Here is a 24,984-nt window from a genome sequence, read left to right as displayed (position 1 = left end):
GTCCTATTTATGGTCTGCTTTTCTAGTACAACATACGGCTGAAAGGGCGGTCGGCTAGTCTCCCCGAAGGGAGGTGATGCCCATGGAGGTCAAAGACGCGATTTCCTTGATGATCATGTTTGGCATGTTCATTCTGGCATTGCTTACCTACATGAAAAAGAAGTAGACCGCCCCCCCACACAAAGGTAACGGTCAGTTTAGATCATTTTATAAAGTAAATACAGCTTTTCTCTTCAAGAATTTTACTGTTCACTCCGTAATTTCACTTGTCCGGTGCATATTACTCTGTAGTGCTTTCATGATAAAAACAGACTTGATCCTTACATCCATAACGAATAGTAGATCCAGTATCCTCATAATAACCCACATCTTCGAAATCCGCGGGCTTTGTCGCTTCAATAAGATTCAGCAAATCATATCCAGCTTTGTCCATCCGGATTTGTTGCCTTAATTATGTACTCATATGCATCATCTTAAATATAAATCAGGCTACAGAAGGTGCACCAAAATCCGCTCATTCTTTTTCGTTTAGAAATTCCCCTAGTCTCCGACTTAAGGCTGCATACTGCTCTGCATTGGTGTCCGAAAAAGCCTCCTCCCGGTTGGAATGTACATTCTGATACTGTGGAAGGATTGAAAATTGCGACCTCGTAAAATCCATAATGTCCTCACCAATGCGGTTGTAATAGTGCCAGCCACTATCCAGCCATGTCTTCAAAATACCGCCACCAAACCTGTCCTGAACGACGAGTGCTGTGACACCACATTGTCCCGCCGCAGGATTATTTGCTGTCCATTTAGAGCTAGACTCCAAAGACCAAGCTTGAAACAACGCCTTTTCTAATTCTAAAAAACGGTTTGCATTCAACATGCGCCTCCCCTTTCGATTCTAATCTGCATTTATGGTGAACGTGCTTCATTAATTTCAACACGTAGTCCACACTCTGCGAATCTTGGCTTCTGCTTCTTTTAGTTCTAGCAAATACACGTCGGGATTGGAAAGTTTTTTCCAGTCCTCAAACCCAAACTGCGGATCGTAATGTCGAATGAGAAGGGACAGCAAAGCCCCATGAGTTACAATGATTATTGTTTTTTCCGTCCGTTCTATAAGCTCCTGAACAAGCTGTATTCCTCGATCTGCTGCTTCACGGGATGATTCGCCTCCCTCCAGCTTCAAGTCTTCGTCCAGATAGGTCTGTTTCAGAACGTCCATCCAATGATCCAAATGTTCACGGCTGAGCACCCGCTCCTGAAGACGTAGGTCCGTATATACCTGCAACTTTTTCTGTTCAGCCAAGGGCTGAATGGTTCTCAAAGCTCGTTCCCACGGGCTAGATACGATATATTCTACACCTGCATTTCCCATAAAAGACGACAACTGCTCAGCCTGTCTGACACCTTCTTCGGTCAGTCGGGCATCAGGCTCTTGTCCGGTTGCTTTGGCATGCCTGACGAAGTATATCTTTTTCATATAGTATCTACCTCCTTTCGCCCTATGGACAATATAATCCGCCAGCCATAAGAGGTCAATTTTAAGCACCCACGCTTAAGCTAGATTGCTATAACATTAATCTTCTCATATAAAAGAAAAGACCAACCAAAAACCCCGGTTAGCCCTATCCCAAACATTCTACTGTTAGACCCTTGAATTCATCCGATAATCCTGCATAACAGGTACTTAAATGTTGACTAGCCTTTCAAATGGACTCTTAACACAGATGCATCTGGAGAAACAGACGAATCTTGCAATATTTCCACATGGCTGATCATCTCTTGCCCGTCTGGAACGATGACCGGAGTAATTAGAGACAATTCGGCCTGTTGGATAGCATCCATATCAAATTCCATCAATAATTGCCCTGCTTTAACGTTGTCTCCTGTTTGGACATAGGGGTTAAAGCCCTGTCCTTTGAGAGAGACCGTATTAATCCCGACATGTATCAAAACTTGTACACCGCATTCATGCTCAAGTATCAGGGCGTGCTTACTTTTCTCCATCACATGAACCACTTTGCCCGTAAAAGGAGCCGTAACCTTTCCTTCAGACGGATGAATAGCGATACCGTCCCCCATGGCCTTCGTAGAAAACGCAGGATCTGGAACCTCTGCAAGGGAAACAATTTGTCCTTTAATTGGCGCTACGATGTCGAATTCTTCAACACGTGGAGTTGCTTTCTTTTTCAACCATTTAAACATTCTACTAACGCCACCTTATTTACAGATTACATTCATAAACAGTGAATAAGACTTAACTTCCCTCTTCATAGGAACCGGTTCCACAAAAGAGAAAATCAAAACCTAATTGGACAGATTTCTACCTGAATTATAGTGAATGCCTTTCTATGATGTCAAGGCGCTATCAATCAAATAACCACACAGTTCGGCAATTATGATTTCGTTACTTTTATATGCTCCAACAAATCACCCGACTGGCATTAAAAGATGGTGTTTGCTTAAATCAAATCTTGGCTGGTTAGCTAAAAGGTTTATATTACTGATATTGTCACACAAATTTAAAATATTGCATATTTACAAATAATTATTTTTGTGTTATAATATAGGTTTACATATTTTGTTTTCGTGATACGATCTCCCTTGGATTACATCAACTCTTTCTGGAGGGATTCGATGCATTTGGACAAGGGAATACACATGCTTCAGCTTTCTTCTACTATTATGGGAAAGACGGAGAGCATTTACCCCACTTTGATTTGGGACACAGATAACGTCATTCTAGTAGACACGGCTTACCCCGGGCAACTACCGCTTTTACAAGAGGCTATTTTAAAAATCGGATTTACAATCGATAAACTTACCTCGATATTAATTACACATCAAGATCTTGATCATATCGGCAGCTTACCAGATGTGATACAAGCTTGCTCATCCGCAATTCAAGTGCTTGCCAGCTCTATTGAAAAGCCCTACATACAGGGTGAGAAGCAACTTATAAAACTGACGCCCGAGGCGATAGCTCAAGCTGTAAACTCTATGCCTGAATCTGTTCCGTTAGAGTGGAAAAATGCATTTCAGCGTACGCTTGAAAATCCCCCAAGAGCTGTAGTCGATTCCATCATCGTTGCTGGAGAGGAATTGCCCTTCTGTGGAGGGATCGTGGCTATAGATACTGCTGGTCATACACCGGGACACCTAAGTTTTTACCATAAGCCAAGCCAAATCCTGATTGCAGGAGATGCTCTGCGCCTAGTAAGCGGCGAGCTACTGGCTCCAGACCCGCAATACTGCTGTGATTTCAATATGGCGAAAGAATCTCTTAGAAATTTGTTAACATACGATATTAAAAAAGTGATTTGTTTTCATGGAGGGCTTTACGAAGATAATTGTAATCAACGCATATCTGAAATATGTAAATAGAAGCTGCTGCTAGGCACAAAAAGACGACTCCTGATCCATTCAGAAGCCGTCTTTTAACCGTTTAATAAAATCTTCACCTTGTCTTTGCTTCAATGCATAGTGTGCCCACTCATAGGCAGGAGGGGTATGATCACAATAGATAATATCCAAAGGAATAAAGGTGCGTTGTGCAGGCAGTTCCCCCCAATATGGAGAAACTGCCTCTAACCAAAGTTATTACCCTTCCAGCGCCTGCTTCAATTCCTCAGGCGAAGCGTCCCACCATTCCTCATTATGCGAGATCAGCAGGCGCTTGAGCGCTGCTTTATCCTCGCCGCCGAGATCATCCAGCATAAAACGGCGCTTGAGCGCGTAGTCCATGCGGTTGACGTGATCGGCGAGGATTTTCCAGCCGCGTTTGGCTTCGTCGTCAATCAGCATCTCGCAGGCTGTTGCTCCACCGTACACACGTCCTTCGGGCGTACGATCCACGGCTACCCATACCAGCCATACCTGGCGTCCGTTCGGGACATCCTCTTTATTGGTAGAAAACTTAATCCCGCGTTCTACTTTACTTTTGGCATGCATGGCACCGATATCAATTTTTGCCTCGCCGCGGTCAATAATGACCGGGGACATGCTGTTCAGGTCGATTGAGCCTGCGCCGAAGCCCTTATGTTTACTCTTGCCACTGACAATGTTCAGTGCAATCTGTTTTTTGCCGTCCTGCTGATTTTCACTCATGCGTCACTAAGCCTCCATTTTCCGTCTTCACACTCATTCTACACTATAAATATTTTAACTAATAATCTCCCGAAAGCAAACATATACATGCTGTAGATGCTTGTCAACGGGAGGTATCCATTGTATGACCCCAGCACGCACCAAAATCGTTTTATTGTCTACACTAGCCCTTGGTCTCCTCGCAGGGACGTTATGGTTTGCCTGGCAGCCTCAATCCGAGTGGAATTCGCAATCCTCGGGCAAACCGATGTACGATTCCCAGTCGAAGTCTGCGCTTGCGCCTAATATGGGCAAGCCCCTGGGGGCAAACATCCTGCCTGACGTTCCCAAAAGTCCTTCACAGCCCGCTTCGGAGATTCTTAGCAAGCGTGTGGTGGAATACCACATTGACGTGTCTCTGGAAGAAGGACAGGTTTTGCGGGGCACCGAGACGCTTACATGGAAGCATCCGGGCACCAAAACCGTGAACGAGCTGTACCTGCATCTGTACCCCAATGCCTTCTCTTCCATGGAAACCACCTTCATGAAGGAATCCGGGGGCAAGCTGCGCGGCGACACCATGCCCAAGAGCGGCTTTGGCTCCATGACACTAACTGAACTTAAAACGGAAGACGGTTTATCCCTCATGCACCGGACTCAATACGTGCAGCCGGATGACGGTAACGTGAACGACCGCTCGCTCATGAAGGTACGTCTCCCCAAGCCGGTCCGAGGCGGTGAAAGCATTACATTATATATGAAGTTTGAGGTAAAGCTACCCGCCATCTTCGCACGTATGGGCGCAACAGATGATTTTGTCATGGCAGGTCAGTGGTTTCCCAAACTAAGCGTCTACGAAACCGCAGGACAGCGCGGACGCGCCGAGGAAGGCTGGAATCTGCATCAGTATCATGGAAACTCCGAGTTTTACGCAGATTTCGGAATTTACAGTGTGCGGATTCGAGTGCCTGAAACACACATCGTGGCTGCAACCGGATTTCCCACCCGTGGAGCAGTCCGGCAAAATGGACAAAAAATATATCAATTCTATGCCGATGACGTGCACGACTTTGCATGGGCCGCTTCACCGAATTTTGTAGCCGCAGAAGAGCCCTTTTCTTCTGCCGAGGTGCCGGGTGTCAAAATCAAGCTGTATCTCGACCCATCGCACAAGGAGCTCAAGGGACGCTATATGAGCGCAGCCAAGGCCGCCCTTTCCTATTACAGCAAGTGGTACGGGCCTTATCCATATTCGACCCTGTCCATCGTTGTACCACCCAAAGCAGGCAGCGGCGCGAGCGGCATGGAGTATCCCACACTCATTACGGCCGCAGCGGCGGATCATCTGAATCCCGGCTATAGTCTGGAGCGGACGGTGGTTCATGAGATTGGGCATCAATATTTCTATGGAATGGTGGCAAACAACGAGTTCGAGGAACCATGGCTGGATGAAGGCTTTACCTCTTATGCAGAGGAACGACTCATGGAGCAGGAATATGGGCTCATCCCCAACTTGCCGTTACAGTCTGGACAGGTATCATCCCCGCAGCCGTTAAACCGTGAGTCCTGGAAGTACGGCTCGGCTGCTAAATATGCACAAAATGCCTATTCTCGGGGCAAGCTGGTGCTGCGTGGCATTGAACGCCAGGTCGGCGCGAAAAAAATGGACCGAATTATGCGTACCTACGTCCAGACCTACCGATTCAAGCATCCATCCTCACAGGATTTTCAGCGTATCGTCGAAAGAGTCACCGGACGTTCGTGGAGCCACTATTTTGAACAATATGTATACGACGGCCAGATGGCGGATTTTTCAGTGGATCGCATTACGAACCGCAAGCTGGCCAACGGATACGAAGCAACCATTACACTCAGCAAAAAAGGGGCGGATTATCCCAAGGTCCCTGTTCAATTTACCTTCAAGGACGGCACAACGATGTTCAAGGCATGGGACGGCACGGGCAAAAGCACAACCTATCGACTAAAAAGTGCATCTCCGGTCTCCCATGTGATTGTTGATCCGCTGTACACGATTGCGCTGGAGAACAAGCATATCAACAACAGCCTGAAGGCCGAACTGAACGAAAAAACCCGGACCCGTTGGAGTATAAGTGTAACCAAGCTGCTGGAGACACTGCTTGGAAGTCTGTCATGGTGAGGTGTCTATAGATGCGTACTGTTATAAAAGAAGGCTGGGCGCTTGTGCGCATACAATTTTATATTGTCATCATTCTGTTTCTGTATCGACTGCTATGGGGCGTTTTTCTCTATCGACTGGTACAATCCGCCGTTACTCCCCTGCTGCTGCGCTACCCCGATCAGGGTCAAAATGAACTGGGACAGACGTTGTTTTGGATGGAGAGCCAGATTGCCCTGACGGACAACCGAGAGGTTCATATGTATCTGTGGATACTACTGGGGGCAACGGTGCTGCGTACACTGATTACCCCCTTCATTCGGGCGGGAATATACCAAAGTCTGCATACCCATGCGACCGAGCCGCAAAGTCTGTCTTTTTTCCGTGGAATGAAACGTCATGGCTTGTCATCGCTGATCTATTACGTCATCGAGCTTGGACTCCTGCTGCTCCCTGCTTTCTGGGTGGTGCCAAAGCTCTACCCTATCGTAGCAGGTACACTGCAATCTCCCACCTATCTCCTGCATGTTGTGCCCTATGCCATCGGTTGGATTGCTTATGGCTGGTTCATCCGCCAGTGCATCCTGTACATGCAGCTAGGCACCGTAGGTGGTCACGCCATACTATCGTCGCTGCTTGCCTTCTTTCGCCAAATCCTCCCGGCTATCAGTATTTCGCTTCTGCTCGGTGCAGGTGTACTGCTCGTCCTTGGTCTATTCGGCACGATGGCGATGATTTGGACTGGCATGCTGGCACTCATTCTCCAGCAAACGTATCATTTTGTTACCAGTCTGGTCAGGCTATGGCACATCAGTTCACAGTACCGACTATGGCATACCGATATCTCCGGCAGAGGTTGAACCTTCACTCCGTTCCTCCCGAGCAATTTCTGGCTGTCCAAAGACAACTATCCATCTCCATTCATATCCAAGCAAACGGCACATAACTGAATACTCTTAACAAAATCTGTTCCCGCGATAAAGGGAGCGGATTTTTTTTGTAACTTTTTGCGATGAAACATTTGCCAAAGCCAGCCGACTTTGTTACAATAATCGCAGTGAACTGATAGTAACAACTTTGTAATCTTTATTGTAACCTTTACCTTCAAAACATCGTTATTGTGAATACTGCTCTCCAAGGTGCACATCTTAAGTTAAGCCTAATTCCTGGCACCTGGGAAGCGGGGGAACCAGTTTGGGTGAATTGATCTCGCAACAGAGTGGTCATAGGGGAACCTTCTACCGAATCCTTAAGCTAACCTCGCAGGCATTGGAAGGGGTATATTTTTTTTGAAGAAGAAGCTAACGATCGCAGCCATGAGTCTCGCCATTGCCTTTACATCTTTTACATTCGGTGGAGGAAGTGCATTTGCAGACTCTAAGATGGACCAGGTCATCCAAGATGCCAAAGGAACGAACTACAGAAGCGGAGGCACTACACTCGAAGGGTTCGATTGCTCCGGCTTCACAATGTATGTATATCAAAAACTGGGAATTAATCTGCCCCATCAATCCGGATCACAATTCAAAATGGGATCTTCCGTATCCCGCGATGAAATGAGACCTGGTGACCTGGTGTTCTTCAACACCACAGGAAGAGGCATTTCCCATGTAGGTATCTTCGTAGGTGAAGGGAAATTTGCCCACTCCTCAACTTCACGTGGTGTAATTGTTAGCTCACTGAACGAAAACTATTACGCTAACCGCTATGTTGGTGCAAAAAGAATTATGAGCACAGACGCTTACCACGCCGTAGCTTCTGAAGTTCCTGATGACGACAACGTAGAATAACTAACGACAGCAAGCTAACCCTGAGCCGCAATTTGATTCTGGACGGAATCGAATTGCGGTTTTTTATGTCCACAACATCAGAAACGTTATCGTTACTGACGAACTGGCACCTCAAAAGGTTTCAGTTTTTGCGAACATCGTCGGTTTTACCGTCACGGCTGGGGGAGCATATGGGCAGTAAAGCCTTCTTATTGAATGTATACCCGACTTGGGTATGAAATAAACACGCTTGCCAATCCCCAACAACTTGTCTACAATCTGTTGTTAATGGTTTAAGTACTTGTAAAAGGAGGATGGGAAGACATGCCTGCCTCAATATCTAACTACCGGATCGTACCGATGGACGAACAGCAGGCGGCTGCGATATGTGAGTGGCGCTATGATCCACCCTACAACATATACGGCTGGCTACCTTGGGAACAAATGAAGGCGCTTGAAGTCGAATTTGGAAGCCCCACGCTTCGCCAAGAGCAATATGTTGCCGTACTGGATGACGAGAACACACTAACCGGATTTGCTCAATATTTCCCGATGATTGGCGTGACCCGGCTGGGTCTGGGAATGCACCCCGAATTGTGTGGACATGGCAGAGGCGCCGATTTTGTCCGTGCCATTGCCGAGGAAGCCAGACGACGCAACCCGGAGAATGAAATTGATCTGGAGGTGCTGACCTGGAATGGGCGCGCCATTCGGGCTTACAAGGCAGCCGGATTTGAGCTTACGGATACCTATGAACGTCAGACTCCCGATGGCAAGAAGCCATTTCATTGTATGGTATATCATCCCGACCACCAGCCTCGTGTTCTATGATAAAAGCGCCTTCGGCATACAACGGCATTGTTGTATATCGAAGGCGCTTTTATCATACGGCAGACCATGAACAGCTCAATGACTGCTACGCATTTTCTCAAAAGCTTCATTATATTGTTGGGCTTCCTTTATATCCACGGCCATAATGCCACCGTCATCCCAGGAGGTTAAACGCAGGGTCACGGTCTTATAATCAATCGTAATAAATGGATGATGATTAAATGCTTCCGATATAGCAGCAACTTCATCCACGAATGCAATCCCTTTCATAAAACTGGAAAAATTATATTTCCGGACAATCCATCGTCCTTCCTCCAGTTCCCAGCCCTCCAGCTTCTCCAGATGTGCTTCAATCTCTTCTTGTGTAAAAGGCATGATACGACTCCTCCCCGTTTATACGGAAGCCTTTCAGCCGCTTGAATGCGACCAAAACTACGATATATTGGTGTCCATATTACCACGGCCCCGTTGATAAATCCATAAGACGGCCTGCTCAAATCAAAGGTACCGACGTCAGTTCCTCATCTCCAATGAGCACATAGATACGGTGCTGCTCCGGTTCATAGATGACAACGCCGCTGCCCACAGCGATAACGGGCTCTGTACCCAGCGCATAAAACAGGTCTTCCGCCAGCGCTTCATTGACTTCCTGACGCCCTGCCGGGTCCAACCTGTCCCAATCTTCTGCTTCCATTTCGAAAAATTCATAGCTATCCGGAATGTGTCCCACAGCCTCTGTCAAATCGTTCAAAATTTGTTCATACTCCCGTCCGTGCTTCACTCCCATGCCATTTCCTCCAATTCTTCCACCATTCATTAGATAATCACCTTATTATACCGGAAATTCGTACTTAACAAAAAAGAGAGTTTTGTCGATAAATACTATAATCCGTCTTGTAATGACGTGCCTGGGGCAAGGAAGACCCCGGCGGCATGAAAGGATTCAAAATCTATTCTCATGGATGAGGTGTATCATGCAAATTTCAACCATTATCGGACTTGTACTCGGGATTATGTCATTGGTCGTCGGGATGATTCTCAAAGGCGCGCCAGTGATCAACTTGGTCAACAATCCCGCTGCTTACATGATTATTTTTGTCGGAACAGCAGCAAGTATTTTTATGGCCTTCCCAATGGCAGAAATCAAACGGATTCCAAAACTGTTCAAGGTTATTTTCACGGAACAAAAGCTTTTGGAACGTAAAGAGCTCATCGGCACGTTTACCGAATGGGCATCCATTACCCGTCGCGAAGGTCTGCTTGCGCTGGAATCCAAGGTAGAGGAGATCGACGATCCCTTTATGCGTGGTGGTATGCGTATGATTATTGATGGTAATGATCAGGAATTCGTACGGGATGTTCTAATGGAGGACATTAATGCTACTGAGGATCGACACCGCTCAGGCGCGCTGATCTTCTCTCAAGCTGGTATGTACGCTCCGACGCTCGGGGTACTCGGTGCCGTCGTAGGTCTGATTGCCGCTCTGGCCGACCTTAGTGACATGGAAAAGCTGTCTCATGCCATCGCGGCTGCCTTTATTGCGACGTTGCTCGGTATTTTTACAGGTTACGTGCTGTGGCATCCAATGTCCAACAAGCTGAAACGGTTATCCAAAAAAGAGGTAGAGCTTAAATTGATGATGGTCGAAGGCCTGCTGTCGATTCAATCAGGTATATCCACCATTGCGATCAGCCAGAAGCTGACGATATTCCTGACTCCGACCGAACGGGCTACCCTGACCGAGAAGGATGGGGATTCCGGTGAGTAAAAAAAGACATGAACCGCACGAGGAGCATGCCGACGAAAGCTGGCTGTTGCCATATTCCGACTTGATGACCCTTCTGCTAGCTCTTTTCATCGTCTTATTCGGGATGAGTTCACTCGACGCCAAAAAATTCGAGGAAATGGCCCAATCCATGAGTTCAGCCTTTAACGGAGGCTCAGGGATTCTGGAGCACTCTTCTGCTAATCCGACCACTTCAGCCAATGATATGGGTAAGAACAAGGAGCAGGTATCAGAACCAGTAAAATCTAAAGCAACCTCTACGGCGGAACTGCAAAAGCAACTCGCCCAGCGGGAAGAAGAAGATTTGAAAAAGCTCAAAAAGCAGATGGATCAGTATATTGAAAATAATGGTCTGACTTCGCTGCTCAATACGAAGCTGAACCAATCCCAGCTCATGATCACCATTAGTGATAACGCCTTGTTTTCATCGGGTCAGGCTGAGGTAAAACCGGAAGCACGAAAGCTAGCCAAGTCCATCTCCAGCATGCTCCAGCAATTTCCCGGATATGATGTCATCGTATCAGGCCATACAGATAATGTGCCGATTTCCAATAGTCAGTTTCCGTCCAACTTTGATTTGAGTGCCAAACGATCTCTGAATTTCTTGCGCATTTTGCTGCTCAATCCGCAGCTTGATCCAACCAAATTTGTATCCATCGGTTATGGTGAGTATCGTCCACTAGCAAGCAATCAGGATGGTCCAGGACGCTCCAAAAACCGCCGTGTCGAAATTTCCGTACTACGTAAATATCAGAACGGCACACAAGTTATCAGTCCTACCTCAAGCGCGAATAAAGGTTGATTATGCATATGTTATATAGACAAAGGCACCGCCGCATTTTTTATGCAGCTGGTGCCTTTTCATTGTGCTATTCCACTCTGCCTCTTGTCCTATCCATTGCCGTACCATCTATCAGCCATGAGAAGCTCTCAGGCTTAGCTGAGTGTATAATTCAGCATCTCACCTAGCTCCTGCTTCTCCGTCTCTGTCAGGTCACGCCAGGCACCTCTCTTGAGCGACCCCAATCGAATATTCATAATCCGCAGACGTTGCAGCTTCTTCACTTCATAGCCAAAGGCAGCACACATACGCCGGATCTGACGGTTTTTCCCTTCTGTCAAGATGATGCGGAATACGTACTCAGATACACGTGTCACTTCGCAGGGGAGCGTCCGCTGACCGAGTATTTTTACACCTGTGGACATTCCCTGCACAAAAGATGGTGTGACGGGTCGATCCACCGTTACGATATATTCCTTCTCATGCTTGCCTTCCGCCCGTAAAATCTTATTCACAATGTCTCCGTCATTGGTAAGTAAAATGAGACCTTCCGAATCTTTATCCAGACGTCCGATGGGGAAAATCCGCTGCGGGTGCCCCACAAAGTCGACAACATTCCCTTGAATGTGGCTCTCTGTCGTGCTTGTAATACCCACCGGCTTGTTCAAAGCAATATATACGTGACCGGACTTCTCGCGGAGTGGCTTGCCGTTCACACGGACATCGTCGCCCTCCTCCGCCTGACTGCCCAGCACCGCCACCTCGCCGTTAATCGTCACGCGGCCGCTCTCTACCAGCTTGTCCGCCTCCCGGCGCGAGCAAAAACCGGTTTCGCTGATAAACTTGTTAATGCGCAACCTGTGTACCCTCCATTTCTACTGTCACGCTTCCTTCTGCTGCCCATCCAATGGCTCAGGCTCGGCAGTTGGAAGCTGCACAAGGGCTGTCGTTCCCTCTCCCTCTATGCTATCAATATCCAGTGTGCCTTTATGACTCTGTATAATACGCTGGCTGACCATAAGTCCGAGTCCTGTACCTGTTTCCTTGTTTGTGAAAAAAGGTTCCCCCAGCTTGGACAGCATCTCTGCGGGAATGCCCGTCCCTTGGTCCCGTATGAAGATTTTAACGCTTTCTCCCTCCAAGAACAAATGAATCGTTATCGTACCGCCCTTGCTCATGGCCTCCATACCATTTTTAAGCAAATTAATGAATACCTGCTTTAACTGATTTTCTTCGGCATATACGAAGGCAGGCTCCTCCGTTACTTCAAGATTGAACACAATGCCTAGCAGATGCGCCTGACTATCAAGCAAGGAAATGACGTCACTTACAATATAACGCACATCTTTTTTCTGAAAATGTACCGCCTGCGGCTTTGCCAATATTAAAAATTCGCTGACGATCAGATTAATACGATCCAGCTCGGACAGCATAATATCATTATGCTTCAGATTCAGCACTTTATTTTGCTGCTGTAACTGGAGGAACCCACGCAGCGTGGTCAGCGGATTACGAATTTCGTGCGCAACTCCTGCCGCCAGTTGTCCTACCGTCGTCAGTTTCTCCGATCTGCGCAGCAATTCCTCCATCCGGTTGCGGCCTGTAATGTCGCGCGAGACGCTGATGAATCCCAGGATCTCGCCTCCTTCATCCAGAATGGGCGACATGCTCATACTAATCTCTACCGTACTTCCATCCTTGCGCATTCGAATGGACTCAATAGACACCATACTCTCTCCCTGAAGCAATCTTTCCTTCTGAAATTTGCACGCTTCCTCTTGCTGTGGCGGTACGAACTGGAGTTTACGTCCGACCAATTCTTTTTTGGTCCAGCCGTACAGGGCTTCAAAAGCATGATTGACCCGGATGATACGCTCATCCTGATCGGTCACATGAATCGCATCAGCCGTCTGATTAATAACAGACTCCAGATGTTCTTTTACAGAACGGTTCTCCTCATACATCTGTTCGAGTCTCCGTGTATACATCCCTAGATTGTAGGCCATCGCATTGATGCGTTCACCAAGCTGAGCAAGCTCATGACCGCCCTTAATCTGTAGTCGTGTGTCAAAATGGCCGTCAGCCATCTCGTTCACTTTTCCCAATATCGACTGAATGGGGCGGACAAACAAACTTGCCAGCACATAGCTGCCAATGATTACAACCTCCAGTAAGACAATAGAGATGGCAATCAGACTGATTAATTGCTTATAAATAACGGAAGAGATCGTATCATAATTCATAACAATACGAATGACATAGGCGTTACGGTTAGCCGGATAAAACGGTATGTAACTGACGAGGACCCGTTCGCCTTTAATATAGCAGTCTTGTACAATACTCTCCCCGGAGAACATGGCCTTGGAAACAGCCAAACGATCCTCCTCTACCCTCGCTAGTTGATAAGTGCCGAATCGGATCGGTTTGTTGTACATGTAATAATATTTTCGGTCGTTTCCATGGTTATCCATCGTAGGGCCACCGAAGGTTGTGGGGTTAATTCCAGTTATCTCCATGATGCGGTAATCCACTTGTTGGGTTTGCTTTACGATTTCATCGGGGCTGAGGATCGGTATAAAATTTTGCACTTCACTGTCCTGAAAGGAGATTCGGATCATATAGTTACGCTTCTGGTCATAATAAAATCCCCATTTGTTAATATGCGTGGCATCTGAGCCTGTATAGTCAAATGCTCCGGTCCAAAAATGATCCAGACTTTGACCATGCACCCTTCCAGCCTGTCCATGCTCATATAATTGATCAACTGCATTTTTCCAATACCCTGTCAATGGATCGCCTGATAATATCTCTTTCGGATTGGACGATTTGGCAACTTTGTACCCCTTCCCATCACGCACCATCAGGGAAATATCAATATCCCCACTGCGCTTGGTCAGCTGTTCGAGTTGTTCCTGCGTAACATGATCAATATCAGGATCAAGCTGGCTGGCAGCCAGCGTGGCAGATAGCCACAACTTATATCCAAGCTGCTTGTCGACGGCCACCCAGCTTTGTTGAGTTTGTTCAATGGCTCCTCCAATAATCTTGGCCGTCAGAACCATTTTCGTTTCACTGTCACTTCTTAAATTTTCGTGGGTCGTGTAATAGTTGAGTACAATATTTAACAAAAGGATAAACAGAACGGACCCCGACAAAATGATCGTAATTTTGATTTTTATCGACACACTGATTTCTCACCTCTTGCCGTATGCTGGCGATTACTGGCAATTGCTAACTCAATGATACCGTAATAGCGCCTGTGATACCAGCATTTACATTTCCCGGATAAACATAAATACACACAGCTTGTATACAGTTGTCAATATGCGAACGTTTGCCTACAATATAATAAGATAATCATCCACAAGTCGTCCACAAATACACAGCTTTTATTATAAACTGTGGATAAACCTGTGGACAAGTGTCGTGTTATCCACAAAATTATTCACATCATGTTAACAACGGAATATTTGTTCGTTGGATAGTTTGTATTTGAAAGGGGCCTTTTTACCAGTGACCACAATAGATCACGCTTATTGGATGAAAGAAGCTATTCAAGAAGCGTATAAGGCAGAAGCGTTGGGTGAAGTACCCATCGGAGCTGTCATCGTAAAAGATAATGAAATCATAGGACGCGGCTACAACTTGCGCGAGACGGACGCTGACCCGACAGCACATGCAGAAATGGTCGCCATTCGTCAGGCCAGCGAGCATCTGGGAGCCTGGCGCCTGCTGGATTGCAGGCTGTATGTCACTCTGGAGCCGTGTCCCATGTGCGCCGGAGCCATTGTACAATCACGGGTTCCCTATTTGATCTATGGCACCACCGATCCGAAGGCAGGCTGTGCGGGTACGCTGATGAATTTACTACAGGAGCCTCGATTCAATCATTGCACTGAAGTGATCAGCGGCGTTCTTCAAGAGGAATGCGCCTCACTGCTGACAGATTTTTTTCGTCAGCTCCGGCAAAAAAGGGCCGCTGCCAAGTTGTCTTCCCCACCAACTTCATCCTGAGGATGGGTAGTTAGGATCGCTTACTTATACACAACCGTAATGCAGCCGTTATTGACGTCTCATTGCTAATTTCCCATGGAAGGAGATCAGCCCATGCCTATGAGCTTGTATAACACGCCTCAAGGTATCTTGTTACGGCCATTTAGCCTGGCGGATAGTGAAGCTCTACTTGCCCTCAGGCTTACAAATAGGGAGTCCCATGCGCCGTACGAGCCACTTCACGACGATTCATTTTTCACGCTGGAAGAACAGGAGGAATATATCCGTCAGAAATTGCGTCAAGCAGAGGAGGATCGGGGATATTCGTTCGGTATCTTTCTCTTGGAGGACGAGCGTCTGATCGGCTATGTCTCCATTTCTAATCTTGTGCGTGGCATGGGACAATTCGCCGATATCGGCTACATGATGGATCAGCACGAACAAGGCAAGGGGCATATGACCGCAGCTTTGAAGCTGGCCATACAATTTGCCTTCCGCGCCCTATCGCTTCACCGTCTACAAGCCGGAACCCTGCTGCATAATGAGCGCTCACAGCGTGTACTGCAAAAGTGCGGCTTTCAGCCTGAAGGTATTGCCCGCAAGCTGGTACAAATTCAAGGGACATGGCAGGATCATCGGATATTCGGGCTTTTAGCCGAGGATCATGTGTGGCAGACCTGGACAGGTACACCATCTGCCCAGAGCTATATATGACAAAAAAACCGCCTGGCTCTAAGCCAAGCGGTTTTTCTCGCATTACATCATATTATATGGATAATGCCTTTACAATCGCGTCATTCCTTTACTTAAGGAGCAACAGTTTGCATTTTTTGTTGAAATTGTTCGATCGTCAGGACTTGGTCCCCTGTTGGAATACCCACTTTAAATGTTGCTTTTTCATTGATTTTGTTGTATTGCGTGTAGCCAGTTACAGACAGTTTTACGTTATCTTTTGTGGTTGGATCATTCATCTCTACATTCGCATTCAGGTCTTGATACACAGGAATATCATCCTTGTTCAAGGCTGTGTTAATGTCAAACTGCTTCACAGTCAAGTAGTTTTTCAACTCATCCAGCTTTTTGCTAACCTCACTGGTGTTTGATTGCAGTTCTTTCTTCGCTTCAGCCAGTTCTTCCTTCTTCACTTGCAGCATGCTAGCATATTCGTCTTTAGACATCACATCAAGGACTTTAGGAAGCGCCTTAGTGATAAAGGTATTTGTCGCTTGCTTCACGTTGTCGTTTGTCACTTTAAATTGTACGACTTGTTTAGCTTTAAGGCCTTGTGGCAATTTAGCATCTTTAGGATCAATATCAAAGAAGTACGTTGCTTGATCATACTCACCTAGAATAGCAGCAATGACTTCATTCGCAAATTTCTGCGATTTTTCCTGATCCATGGATGCAGGGTTAAATTCTTGTCCGGACTGTTTAGCCAGCTCCTGCGGATCAATAATCAGGAATTTACCTACAACGTCCTGTGGAAGCGGGTAAAATGGAATGTTCGGAATTTTAACGTACAATTTATCTTTGGTCATAACCATTGGAATCGTGAAGCTGGTGGAAAGGTCACCTTTCAAATGAATGCCCAGCGTCATTTCAGATTGTAAAGGTTCTTTTTGATATACACCATCCAGCGTAATATCTGCGTTTTTCAGCATACTGGTTACCATTGCACTTTGCTCGCTTGGAATGGAAGCAGATGTGATCGTCAGATCCTTAACCGTAAATTGACTTTTGGTTTCATAAGAAGTCAGTTTCATTGCATTAGCAGTACCGTTCGTAACAGCTTCCTTCGGTTCTAACTTCTTGCTACAACCTACCAGCGCTACCGTCAAAAGCAATACCATAGCGAGTACCAAGACGGATAACTTTTTACTCATTGTGTAGATTCTCTCCTCTCATAATTAACCCCTTTTATAATGCTAACAAAAAAATACACACCCTCTATTTTACCGCAATCTCACAAGCAATGAAACACTTATTGGAAAATTTTCTTACAATAAGCACAAAGACACCCCGGCTCTTTAGCAAGGGTGTCCTGTACTTTACCATAATTTTTAGGCAAAAAGTCTAACTGCTTATGATCCTTCTCTGTTGTGGTGGTCTACGTGATTCCGCTGTTTCACCTTTTTGGAACCGGACAATGGCTCCTGTTGATGATTGCGCTCACGCTTTTCGTTTCCTCCACCGGCGTCCTGTGCCTCAGGAACAGGAATGGCTTTAGGCTTGCCCATTTATGCATCCTCCGTTCTCAGACTAAATTTTGATACATTAGAAAATCCATTCATTACCATTTAAAATAGGACTATAGATGGTGCAGGTCTTCTGATTTATCATGATTAAGTGCATCCTGATGACGGCGGTCATTACGATCCTGCTGCACTTGCTGTGCCTGATGACTATTAACCGGACGCTGCTCCAAATCATCCACAATGTTAGACAGGTTTTTATCCAGTCCGTTTTTGGCTTTTGTCATGTAGCTTCCCCCTCATTCCTTCATGACTACGAATGTGTCAATGACTGCAACGTTTGAGCACACTGATGAATATGTCGAGTGTAATCGGACACCAGCTGTTGAATGATATCTGTTCGTTCATCCACAGACTGTCCATCCCGTTCTACATCGACCAAGCTAACCTGCACTTCCCGAGAATCTACATAAGTACATGCAAAATCAAAGGAGTACATTTGTCGGCCCTCTACCTCAATATGAATTCGTATAGTGCGGTTGTCTGCTTCATCTGCTTGTACCTGTGATTTATCCCCTGAATTCAAAAGTCTCGGCAGTTGTTCCTGCCAGGCTTCTACCAGCTTTTGCTGATCTACTGTCATTTCTCGATTCATGCCAGCACCTCCACATCTGATAACGTGTGAAAAAAGCAGGCTTTTTATACAACAAAAAAGCCATCCTTTACGATCTCTAATCATCAGCGTATAAAGGCTAATGTATCAGCTAATCGTATTCGAATGGCTTGGTTCATTTATAATAATGGCGGAGAGGATGGGATTCGAACCCATGTGGACTTGCGCCCTAACGGTTTTCAAGACCGCCCCGTTATGACCGCTTCGGTACCTCTCCAGGTGGTAATTGGATAAAGTTGCTTCCCATTTAAAATAAACTCAGGCGCAACAAAATCATTTTACCACAGACTTTAAACGAATGCAATGCTTACTGTTTGGGAGCAATAACTTCAGCGCCTCGCATGTATGAACGCAGCACTTCCGGAATTACAACGCTTCCGTCCTCCTGCTGATAGTTCTCCAAAATAGCAGCCACTGTGCGTCCTACAGCCAATCCTGAACCGTTCAGTGTATGTACAAATTCAGGCTTTGCTTTCGACTCCGGCCGAAACCGGATGTTTGCACGACGCGCTTGGAAATCTTCTGTATTCGAACAAGAAGAAATCTCACGGTACATGCCACTCTCAGGCAGCCATACTTCCAGATCGTAGGTTTTGGCAGACGTGAAGCCCATATCCCCGGTGCAAAGTGCCAGCACACGATATGGAAGTTCAAGCAGTTGCAAAACACGCTCTGCATTATTCGTCATTTTCTCCAGTTCCTCATAGGAGGTGTCCGGGTGAACCAGCTTAAGCATCTCTACCTTATTGAACTGATGCTGACGGATCAAACCACGTGTATCCCGTCCTGCCGATCCTGCCTCAGAGCGGAAACAGGAGCTGTATGCTACATAATTTTTTGGAAGCTGATCCGCGTTCATAATCTCTTCGCGGTGATAGTTCGTTACCGGAACTTCAGCCGTAGGAATGAGATAATACTCGGTATCGCGCAGCTTGAACAAATCCTCTTCAAACTTCGGAAGCTGTCCTGTTCCATACAGACTGTCCCGGTTCACAATGTATGGGGGCAGCATTTCTTCATAACCATGCTCACTGCTATGCAGATCCATCATAAAGTTAATCAGCGCACGCTCCAGACGTGCTCCCAATCCTTTGTAGAACGTAAAACGGGAACCCGTCACCTTCGCTGCCGCCTCAAAATCGAGAATATCCAGCTCCTGTGCCAGCTCCCAATGTGCTTTTGGCGTAAAAGAAAACTCGCGTGGCTCGGACCAGCGGCGAATCTCTATATTATCCTCCTCCGAAGCACCTACAGGCACCGACTCGTTGGGGATATTCGGAATGGACATTACCAGCTCGTCGATCTGAACCTCCAGCTCGCGCACTTGCTCATCCAATTCTTTAATACGGTCAGAAACCTGACGCATCTCGGCAATAAGGTCATCCGCATTTTCTTTATTCTTCTTCAACTTGGCTACTTCACCGGATACGACATTCCGGCGATTTTTGAGCGCTTCACTTTCTTGAAGCAACTCACGACGACGCACATCCAGATCCGTAAAGCCATTTATCAGATCCAGAGATTTGCCCCTATTTTGCAAAGCTTTTTCAACCCGACCAAGCTCATTACGTAAAATCTTTATATCTAACACAGGTAATCCCTCCTACACTACAAACCGACTTTCCGCTATTCGCGGACCATATCCACAAAATACTGATGCAACCGGTAATCGTCCGTTAATTCCGGATGGAAGGATGAAGCCAGCAAATGACCCTGACGGGCCGCCACGATCTCGCCGTTATACTCAGACAACACATCTACTCCCGTTCCAACAGACTGTATTAATGGCGCGCGTATAAACACAGCACGAACCGGTTCCTCAATCCCTTTAATGTCCAAGTCTGTTTCAAAGCTTTCCCGCTGGCGACCAAAAGCATTACGTGCCACTGTTATATCCATCAGTCCCAAATGTGCTTCTTCTTGTCCTTGAACCGTTTTGGCCAGCACAATCAATCCTGCACAAGTGCCGAATATTGGCTTGCCTTGATCGGAAAACTGGCGTATGGCATCTATAAAGTCATACTTGCGCATTAGCTTGCCAATCGTCGTGCTTTCACCACCGGGAATGATAAGACCGGACAGCTCATTGAGCTGTTCGATCTTCTTCACCGCCACACCTTCCGCACCCGCAAGTTCAACGCTTCGTATATGCTCAGCCACAGCGCCTTGCAGCGACAGAACTCCTATTTTCATGCCTGTCCCTTCCTTCTTACCAACCACGATCCTGCATGCGTTCATGCGGTGCCAGTTTGGAAATTTCAATGCCCTTCATCGGAGCGCCCAAATTCTTGGACACTTCTGCAATCAGCTTGTAGTCCGTATAATGAGTAGTCGCTTCCACGATGGCACGTGCAAACTTCTCAGGGCTATCGGATTTGAAAATGCCAGAACCGACGAATACACCATCAGCGCCCAAATGCATCATCAATGCGGCATCGGCAGGTGTTGCTACGCCGCCCGCTGCAAAGTTAACCACTGGCAGCTTGCCGTGCTCATGCACTTCCAGCAGCAATTCGTAAGCAACGCCAAGGTTTTTCGCTTCTGCATACAGCTCGTCCTTCGACAGGTTTTGCACCTTGCGAATTTGGCCGTTGATAAAACGCATATGACGAACAGCTTCGACAATATTTCCGGTTCCAGGCTCACCCTTTGTACGAATCATGGATGCTCCTTCGCCGATGCGACGCAGTGCTTCTCCCAGATCCTTGGCTCCGCAAACGAATGGAACGGTGAACTCTTTCTTATCGATATGGAATACTTCATCCGCAGGTGTCAGCACTTCGCTCTCGTCGAGATAGTCAACTCCGAGAGATTCCAGCACCTTCGCCTCCACAAAATGACCGATACGAGCCTTAGCCATAACGGGAATAGAAACCACCTTCATGACCTCTTCCACAATCGTTGGGTCAGCCATACGGGCAACCCCGCCAGCTGCGCGGATATCTGAAGGCACCCGTTCAAGTGCCATTACTGCTGTAGCACCTGCCGCCTCTGCGATTTTAGCCTGTTCAGCGTTCATGACATCCATGATTACGCCGCCTTTTTGCATCTCTGCCATACCTCTTTTTACACGTGAAGTTCCCGTTTCCATGTCGTTGCCTCCTGTAAGGGTTTCGTTTAGATTCTAACTTAATATTTTACCGCACAGACGCCAAATACACAATCATTTCAAGCCGCTAAATAAGTAATGAAAAACAGGATACATCGCTTCTCTCTAATTGGCAACAAGGCCATTAAAACAAGTTTTTAATTCCCTGGAACAAATCACCAAAGAAATCGCCAATGGCCCGGAAAAGCATACGGAACCAGCCGCCCTCTTCCACAGCGTTTGTAGTAACCATATCGACAGTTTTGACTTGACCTTTATCCACGCCATCCGTTTTGTACGTGTACGTAATCGTTCCGACTTTTGCCCCTTGCTTCAAAGGTGCCACGAGCGAGCTTTCCGGCATAATGTTCGTTGTAAACGTCACTTTAGGATTGCTTGCACCTTTAGGTACGACAAAGCTTACTGCATCCTTGGTCACGACAGGTACTTCTGTCTCAGTCCCCTTGGTGACAGGTACATTTTCCACACCTTTAACCACCGTCTTTGGAGCCACTACCTGCTTCACTTCAAAATTATCGAAACCATAGTTTAATACTTTAGCTGTTTCTGTAAAACGGTGTGCATCGGAGTCAGCACCCATAACTACACTAATGAGGCGCATTCCATTGCGTTCGGCTGTTCCTGTAAAACAGTTGCCCGCATTAGCTGTATGACCTGTTTTCATCCCATCCAGACCCGGATAAGCATACTTTCTAAAGTTGGTTATATTCTTGTTTGCTTCCAACATCCAGTTGTAGTTAATAATCGGTGCTTTGTCCGTCGGACGGAATTTGTATGATTGAATCGTCGTAAATCGTGTATAATCCGGATGGTCCTTAATGATGTTACCAGCCAGTATTGCCGCATCTCTCGCTGTCATTACAGTTTCTCGATTGGTATCCGGTTGAAACCCTGCAGGCATATCCTTACGGTCCAATCCTGTAGAGTTAATAAAATACGTATTTTTCATACCCATTTTCTGAGCTGTTTCATTCATCAATTTTACAAAGTCCTGCTCGGTTCCAGACACACGCTCGGCAAGAGCTACCGTTGCATCATTGGCAGAGCCTACCGCCATGGCAATATACAACTCTTCTACCGTATGTTGATCACCTTGAGCCAGAAAAATACGCGATCCGATGCTCTTGGCAGCATTCTCATTAACCGTAACCTTATCCGTCCATTTGAGCTTTCCTTGCTTGACCTGCTCCGCTACGATGTACTCTGTCATCATTTTGGTCATACTTGCTGGTGGGAGCGGCTCATCCGGGTTCATGGACAGCAATATCTGCCCTGTGGAAGGCTCAATCAAGATAGCCGAGCGCAGTGCCAGACTAGGCGGCTTCACAGAGCCTGTCCCCGTAATATTCGCCGCCTCTGTTGTCGCTCCGGCAGCAAAAGTAGCTACAGTGGGATCAAAATTTCCCACAACCGGCAATGCTGACATATACATCATATTAAGCACCATGACTGCTGTTACGCTCTTTTTAATCATGCTGCGTTTTTTATTTTGCTTTAGATTATTCGGTTTCAAATGGATACAAACTCCTCTCGTACCTCAGCCCGATCCGCTATGTATAGCGAGACGGTGGTTATAGCCTTAACTTGGCCAATGTAATTAATGTTTAATGTCTTATCATTTATTGGATTTCTTCTTTATAAGTTCGGCCTATCATGAGCATGCTCTACTTGTTATTTGTTTGAATCCAGCAAGGTACTCATTAAGGGTACTCATGTGTCTTTACTTTCTCAACAATTTCTTAAAAAGGCGGACACCTGTCTATTCTATCACAGGGGTATCTCTAAAAAAAGACAGGCAGAGCGAAATACGCCCTGCCTGTCGTCAAATCTACTACAGCTGAACTTTATAGAGAGTAGTTTGGTGCTTCTTTCGTAATTTGCACATCATGCGGATGGCTTTCACGCAGACCTGCACCCGTAATACGGATAAAGCTCGTATCATTACGAAGCTCCTCGATATTAGCAGTACCGCAATATCCCATACCGGAACGAAGACCGCCCAACAGCTGATGAACCGTATCGGAAAGCGGCCCTTTATAAGCGACACGTCCTTCAATGCCTTCCGGTACCAATTTCTTATCATCATCTTGGAAATAACGATCTTTACTCCCTTGCTTCATCGCCGCCATGGAACCCATACCACGATATACTTTAAAGCGACGTCCTTGGTAAATCTCGGATTCGCCTGGACTTTCTTCCGTACCAGCAAAAAGGCTGCCCAACATTACCGCAGAAGCTCCTGCTGCAATGGCCTTCGTAATTTCGCCGGAATATTTAATACCACCGTCTGCAATAATCGGAATATTATATTCCCGTGCTACTGTCGCACAATCATAAATAGCTGTTACTTGCGGAACCCCGATACCGGCGATCACTCGCGTTGTACAGATAGAGCCTGGACCAATGCCGACTTTTACAACCGAAGCTCCGGCTTCAATCAATTCGCGCGTTCCATCACCTGTGGCTACATTACCCGCTACAATGGTCAGGTCTGGGTAAGCACTACGCAACTTGCGAACCGCTTCAATAATGTTAATATGATGACCGTGAGCAGAATCCACGACAATCACATCCACACCAGCTTTTACAAGTGCTTCAGTCCGATCAAATGTATCTTTGGAAATACCGCCAGCCGCACCGACCAGAAGACGCCCCTGTGCATCTTTCGCTGCGTTTGGAAATTGAATAGCCTTCTCAATATCCTTAATGGTGATAAGGCCTTTGAGGTAATTCTCATCATCGACCAAAGGAAGCTTTTCAATTTTATGCTTTTGCAAAATAACTTCCGCTTCCTGTAAAGTCGTACCTACAGGTGCAGTTACCAGCTTTTCCTTGGTCATCACTTCACTGATTTTAAGATTAAAATCGTGAATAAAACGAAGATCGCGGTTAGTAATAATACCCACCAGCTTATTTTCTGCATTTACAACAGGTACGCCAGAAATACGATATTTACCCATAACAGCTTCAGCATCAGATACCAAGTGATCTGGAGTCAATGAAAATGGATTGGTGATAACACCACTCTCTGAACGTTTAACCCGATCTACCTCTACTGCTTGCTGTTCAATCGACATATTTTTATGAATAATACCGATACCGCCTTCACGAGCCATGGCAATTGCCAAAACTGCCTCAGTAACAGTATCCATACCAGCACTCATCAAAGGAATATTCAGCTTAACATTATCACTCAAACGGGTCGCTATGCTTACTTCTTTCGGCAGAACCACCGACTTGCGAGGTACCAGCAAAACATCGTCAAAGGTAAGGCCTTCCTTACCGAATTTATCTTCCCACACCAAGATGATCCTCCTTCAAATTATTTAGTCTGTATTGGTCTTGTTGTCTGTCCGACATGGACAAATCAAGGCTCTCTGAAAATATATTATTGCAATCTTAGCAAAGCGGTATAGGGGTGTCAAGCCTTCCTCAGCAGCCATAACTTTTAGTATTTCCCTGTACAAACAAGTGTACTCACAGGAAGGACATCCTTTATAATTAAGCTTTTCCAGAGATAAAATCGACCCTTTTATTAAAAATAATCCGCTTGGAAAAAGACAGATTAGGGGTTACATATAAGGTTCTGGAACGTAATATACAAAAAAAGGACCACAATCTCAAGGAGATCATGG

At 46.3% G+C, this 24,984-nt stretch carries 27 protein-coding genes, 1 tRNA gene and 1 riboswitch; of the genes, 10 read left to right on the top strand and 18 right to left on the bottom strand.

What is annotated here, in order from left to right; all coding sequences use genetic code 11:
• Window positions 1–76 precede the first annotated feature (76 nt).
• Complete coding sequence (locus tag L696_RS32330; protein WP_305954445.1) at window positions 77–166, top strand: putative holin-like toxin; 90 nt, start codon at window positions 77–79, stop codon at window positions 164–166.
• Window positions 167–514: 348 nt separating this feature from the next.
• On the opposite strand, the gene L696_RS0109835 is transcribed toward L696_RS32330, so the two are convergent.
• From L696_RS0109835 to L696_RS0109825, 3 genes are all read right to left on the bottom strand, one after another.
• Window positions 515–868 (bottom strand): YunG family protein, encoded by a 354-nt coding sequence (locus L696_RS0109835; RefSeq protein ID WP_025683494.1) that lies wholly within the window; start codon window positions 866–868, stop codon window positions 515–517.
• A 57-nt stretch (window positions 869–925) separates the two neighbouring features.
• Window positions 926–1,471, bottom strand: a complete 546-nt coding sequence (locus L696_RS0109830) for a histidine phosphatase family protein (RefSeq protein ID WP_025683493.1) — start codon at window positions 1,469–1,471, stop codon at window positions 926–928.
• A 218-nt stretch (window positions 1,472–1,689) separates the two neighbouring features.
• Window positions 1,690–2,196: a PTS sugar transporter subunit IIA gene (locus tag L696_RS0109825; RefSeq protein ID WP_025683492.1), complete on the bottom strand. Its 507-nt coding sequence runs from the start codon at window positions 2,194–2,196 to the stop codon at window positions 1,690–1,692.
• A 432-nt stretch (window positions 2,197–2,628) separates the two neighbouring features.
• Here L696_RS0109825 and L696_RS0109820 point away from each other — a divergent pair, with 432 nt between their 5' ends.
• A complete protein-coding gene (locus L696_RS0109820; RefSeq protein ID WP_025683491.1) occupies window positions 2,629–3,375 on the top strand; it encodes an MBL fold metallo-hydrolase in 747 nt (248 codons plus the stop codon).
• A gap of 216 nt (window positions 3,376–3,591) precedes the next feature.
• Here L696_RS0109820 and L696_RS0109815 read toward each other — a convergent pair whose 3' ends face one another.
• A complete protein-coding gene (locus tag L696_RS0109815) occupies window positions 3,592–4,098 on the bottom strand; it encodes a YwhD family protein (protein ID WP_025683490.1) in 507 nt (168 codons plus the stop codon).
• Between the two features lie 124 nt (window positions 4,099–4,222).
• Between L696_RS0109815 and L696_RS0109810 the strand changes: the two genes are divergently transcribed.
• From L696_RS0109810 to L696_RS0109795, 4 genes are all read left to right on the top strand, one after another.
• Entirely contained in the window at window positions 4,223–6,235 is a 2,013-nt protein-coding gene (locus L696_RS0109810; protein ID WP_025683489.1) for a M1 family metallopeptidase, read from the top strand.
• An 11-nt stretch (window positions 6,236–6,246) separates the two neighbouring features.
• The gene (locus tag L696_RS0109805; protein WP_025683488.1) at window positions 6,247–7,074 is read left to right on the top strand and encodes a hypothetical protein; all 828 of its coding nucleotides are present in this window, start codon (window positions 6,247–6,249) and stop codon (window positions 7,072–7,074) included.
• 286 nt (window positions 7,075–7,360) lie between these two features.
• Window positions 7,361–7,498: riboswitch (cyclic di-AMP (ydaO/yuaA leader) on the top strand.
• A 5-nt stretch (window positions 7,499–7,503) separates the two neighbouring features.
• Window positions 7,504–8,004 (top strand): C40 family peptidase, encoded by a 501-nt coding sequence (locus L696_RS0109800; RefSeq protein WP_025683487.1) that lies wholly within the window; start codon window positions 7,504–7,506, stop codon window positions 8,002–8,004.
• A 303-nt stretch (window positions 8,005–8,307) separates the two neighbouring features.
• On the top strand, window positions 8,308–8,814 hold the full coding sequence (locus L696_RS0109795) for a GNAT family N-acetyltransferase (protein ID WP_025683486.1): 507 nt from the start codon (window positions 8,308–8,310) through the stop codon (window positions 8,812–8,814).
• A 75-nt stretch (window positions 8,815–8,889) separates the two neighbouring features.
• Here L696_RS0109795 and L696_RS0109790 read toward each other — a convergent pair whose 3' ends face one another.
• Both L696_RS0109790 and L696_RS0109785 read right to left on the bottom strand, forming a co-directional pair.
• Entirely contained in the window at window positions 8,890–9,189 is a 300-nt protein-coding gene (locus tag L696_RS0109790) for a 4a-hydroxytetrahydrobiopterin dehydratase (RefSeq protein WP_007428083.1), read from the bottom strand.
• A 118-nt stretch (window positions 9,190–9,307) separates the two neighbouring features.
• Window positions 9,308–9,601 carry a hypothetical protein gene (locus tag L696_RS0109785; protein WP_025683485.1) on the bottom strand — a complete coding sequence of 98 codons (294 nt, stop codon included), beginning with the start codon at window positions 9,599–9,601 and terminating at the stop codon, window positions 9,308–9,310.
• Window positions 9,602–9,788: 187 nt separating this feature from the next.
• On the opposite strand from L696_RS0109785, the gene motA reads away from it, so the two are divergent.
• Window positions 9,789–10,583 carry a flagellar motor stator protein MotA gene (motA, locus tag L696_RS0109780; RefSeq protein ID WP_025683484.1) on the top strand — a complete coding sequence of 265 codons (795 nt, stop codon included), beginning with the start codon at window positions 9,789–9,791 and terminating at the stop codon, window positions 10,581–10,583.
• A complete protein-coding gene (motB, locus tag L696_RS0109775) occupies window positions 10,576–11,403 on the top strand; it encodes a flagellar motor protein MotB (RefSeq protein ID WP_025683483.1) in 828 nt (275 codons plus the stop codon). Before motA ends, motB begins: the two co-directional genes overlap by 8 nt.
• 134 nt (window positions 11,404–11,537) lie before the next feature.
• On the opposite strand, the gene rluF is transcribed toward motB, so the two are convergent.
• Both rluF and L696_RS0109765 read right to left on the bottom strand, forming a co-directional pair.
• Entirely contained in the window at window positions 11,538–12,239 is a 702-nt protein-coding gene (gene rluF / locus L696_RS0109770) for a 23S rRNA pseudouridine(2604) synthase RluF (RefSeq protein ID WP_025683482.1), read from the bottom strand.
• A 24-nt stretch (window positions 12,240–12,263) separates the two neighbouring features.
• Window positions 12,264–14,567, bottom strand: a complete 2,304-nt coding sequence (locus L696_RS0109765) for a PAS domain S-box protein (protein ID WP_025683481.1) — start codon at window positions 14,565–14,567, stop codon at window positions 12,264–12,266.
• A 328-nt stretch (window positions 14,568–14,895) separates the two neighbouring features.
• Here L696_RS0109765 and tadA point away from each other — a divergent pair, with 328 nt between their 5' ends.
• The gene (gene tadA / locus L696_RS0109760) at window positions 14,896–15,396 is read left to right on the top strand and encodes a tRNA adenosine(34) deaminase TadA (protein WP_025683480.1); all 501 of its coding nucleotides are present in this window, start codon (window positions 14,896–14,898) and stop codon (window positions 15,394–15,396) included.
• A 93-nt stretch (window positions 15,397–15,489) separates the two neighbouring features.
• Window positions 15,490–16,089 carry a GNAT family N-acetyltransferase gene (locus tag L696_RS0109755; RefSeq protein WP_025683479.1) on the top strand — a complete coding sequence of 200 codons (600 nt, stop codon included), beginning with the start codon at window positions 15,490–15,492 and terminating at the stop codon, window positions 16,087–16,089.
• Between the two features lie 92 nt (window positions 16,090–16,181).
• Here the strand turns inward: L696_RS0109755 and L696_RS0109750 are convergent, their stop codons facing one another.
• The 10 genes from L696_RS0109750 to guaB all read right to left on the bottom strand — a co-directional run bounded on the left by L696_RS0109750 (window position 16,182) and on the right by guaB (window position 24,651).
• Window positions 16,182–17,258 (bottom strand): hypothetical protein, encoded by a 1,077-nt coding sequence (locus L696_RS0109750; RefSeq protein WP_025683478.1) that lies wholly within the window; start codon window positions 17,256–17,258, stop codon window positions 16,182–16,184.
• Window positions 17,259–17,456: 198 nt separating this feature from the next.
• A complete protein-coding gene (locus L696_RS0109745) occupies window positions 17,457–17,612 on the bottom strand; it encodes a small acid-soluble spore protein P (protein ID WP_025683477.1) in 156 nt (51 codons plus the stop codon).
• Window positions 17,613–17,683: 71 nt separating this feature from the next.
• Complete coding sequence (locus L696_RS31175; protein ID WP_162833911.1) at window positions 17,684–17,854, bottom strand: hypothetical protein; 171 nt, start codon at window positions 17,852–17,854, stop codon at window positions 17,684–17,686.
• 26 nt (window positions 17,855–17,880) lie between these two features.
• Window positions 17,881–18,222 (bottom strand): hypothetical protein, encoded by a 342-nt coding sequence (locus L696_RS0109735; RefSeq protein ID WP_025683476.1) that lies wholly within the window; start codon window positions 18,220–18,222, stop codon window positions 17,881–17,883.
• A 146-nt stretch (window positions 18,223–18,368) separates the two neighbouring features.
• Window positions 18,369–18,457 (bottom strand) — tRNA-Ser (locus tag L696_RS0109730).
• A gap of 90 nt (window positions 18,458–18,547) precedes the next feature.
• A complete protein-coding gene (serS, locus tag L696_RS0109725; RefSeq protein WP_025683475.1) occupies window positions 18,548–19,831 on the bottom strand; it encodes a serine--tRNA ligase in 1,284 nt (427 codons plus the stop codon).
• Window positions 19,832–19,866: 35 nt separating this feature from the next.
• On the bottom strand, window positions 19,867–20,433 hold the full coding sequence (gene pdxT, locus L696_RS0109720; protein WP_025683474.1) for a pyridoxal 5'-phosphate synthase glutaminase subunit PdxT: 567 nt from the start codon (window positions 20,431–20,433) through the stop codon (window positions 19,867–19,869).
• Window positions 20,434–20,449: 16 nt separating this feature from the next.
• The gene (pdxS, locus tag L696_RS0109715) at window positions 20,450–21,331 is read right to left on the bottom strand and encodes a pyridoxal 5'-phosphate synthase lyase subunit PdxS (RefSeq protein WP_025683473.1); all 882 of its coding nucleotides are present in this window, start codon (window positions 21,329–21,331) and stop codon (window positions 20,450–20,452) included.
• 142 nt (window positions 21,332–21,473) lie between these two features.
• Complete coding sequence (locus tag L696_RS0109710; RefSeq protein ID WP_025683472.1) at window positions 21,474–22,862, bottom strand: D-alanyl-D-alanine carboxypeptidase family protein; 1,389 nt, start codon at window positions 22,860–22,862, stop codon at window positions 21,474–21,476.
• A 331-nt stretch (window positions 22,863–23,193) separates the two neighbouring features.
• The gene (guaB, locus tag L696_RS0109705) at window positions 23,194–24,651 is read right to left on the bottom strand and encodes an IMP dehydrogenase (RefSeq protein ID WP_025683471.1); all 1,458 of its coding nucleotides are present in this window, start codon (window positions 24,649–24,651) and stop codon (window positions 23,194–23,196) included.
• Window positions 24,652–24,984: the final 333 nt, after the last annotated feature.

Source organism: Paenibacillus maysiensis (assembly GCF_000520815.1).
GTDB classification, from domain to species: domain Bacteria; phylum Bacillota; class Bacilli; order Paenibacillales; family Paenibacillaceae; genus Paenibacillus; species Paenibacillus maysiensis.
This window is presented reverse-complemented; position numbering and strand designations above follow the sequence as displayed.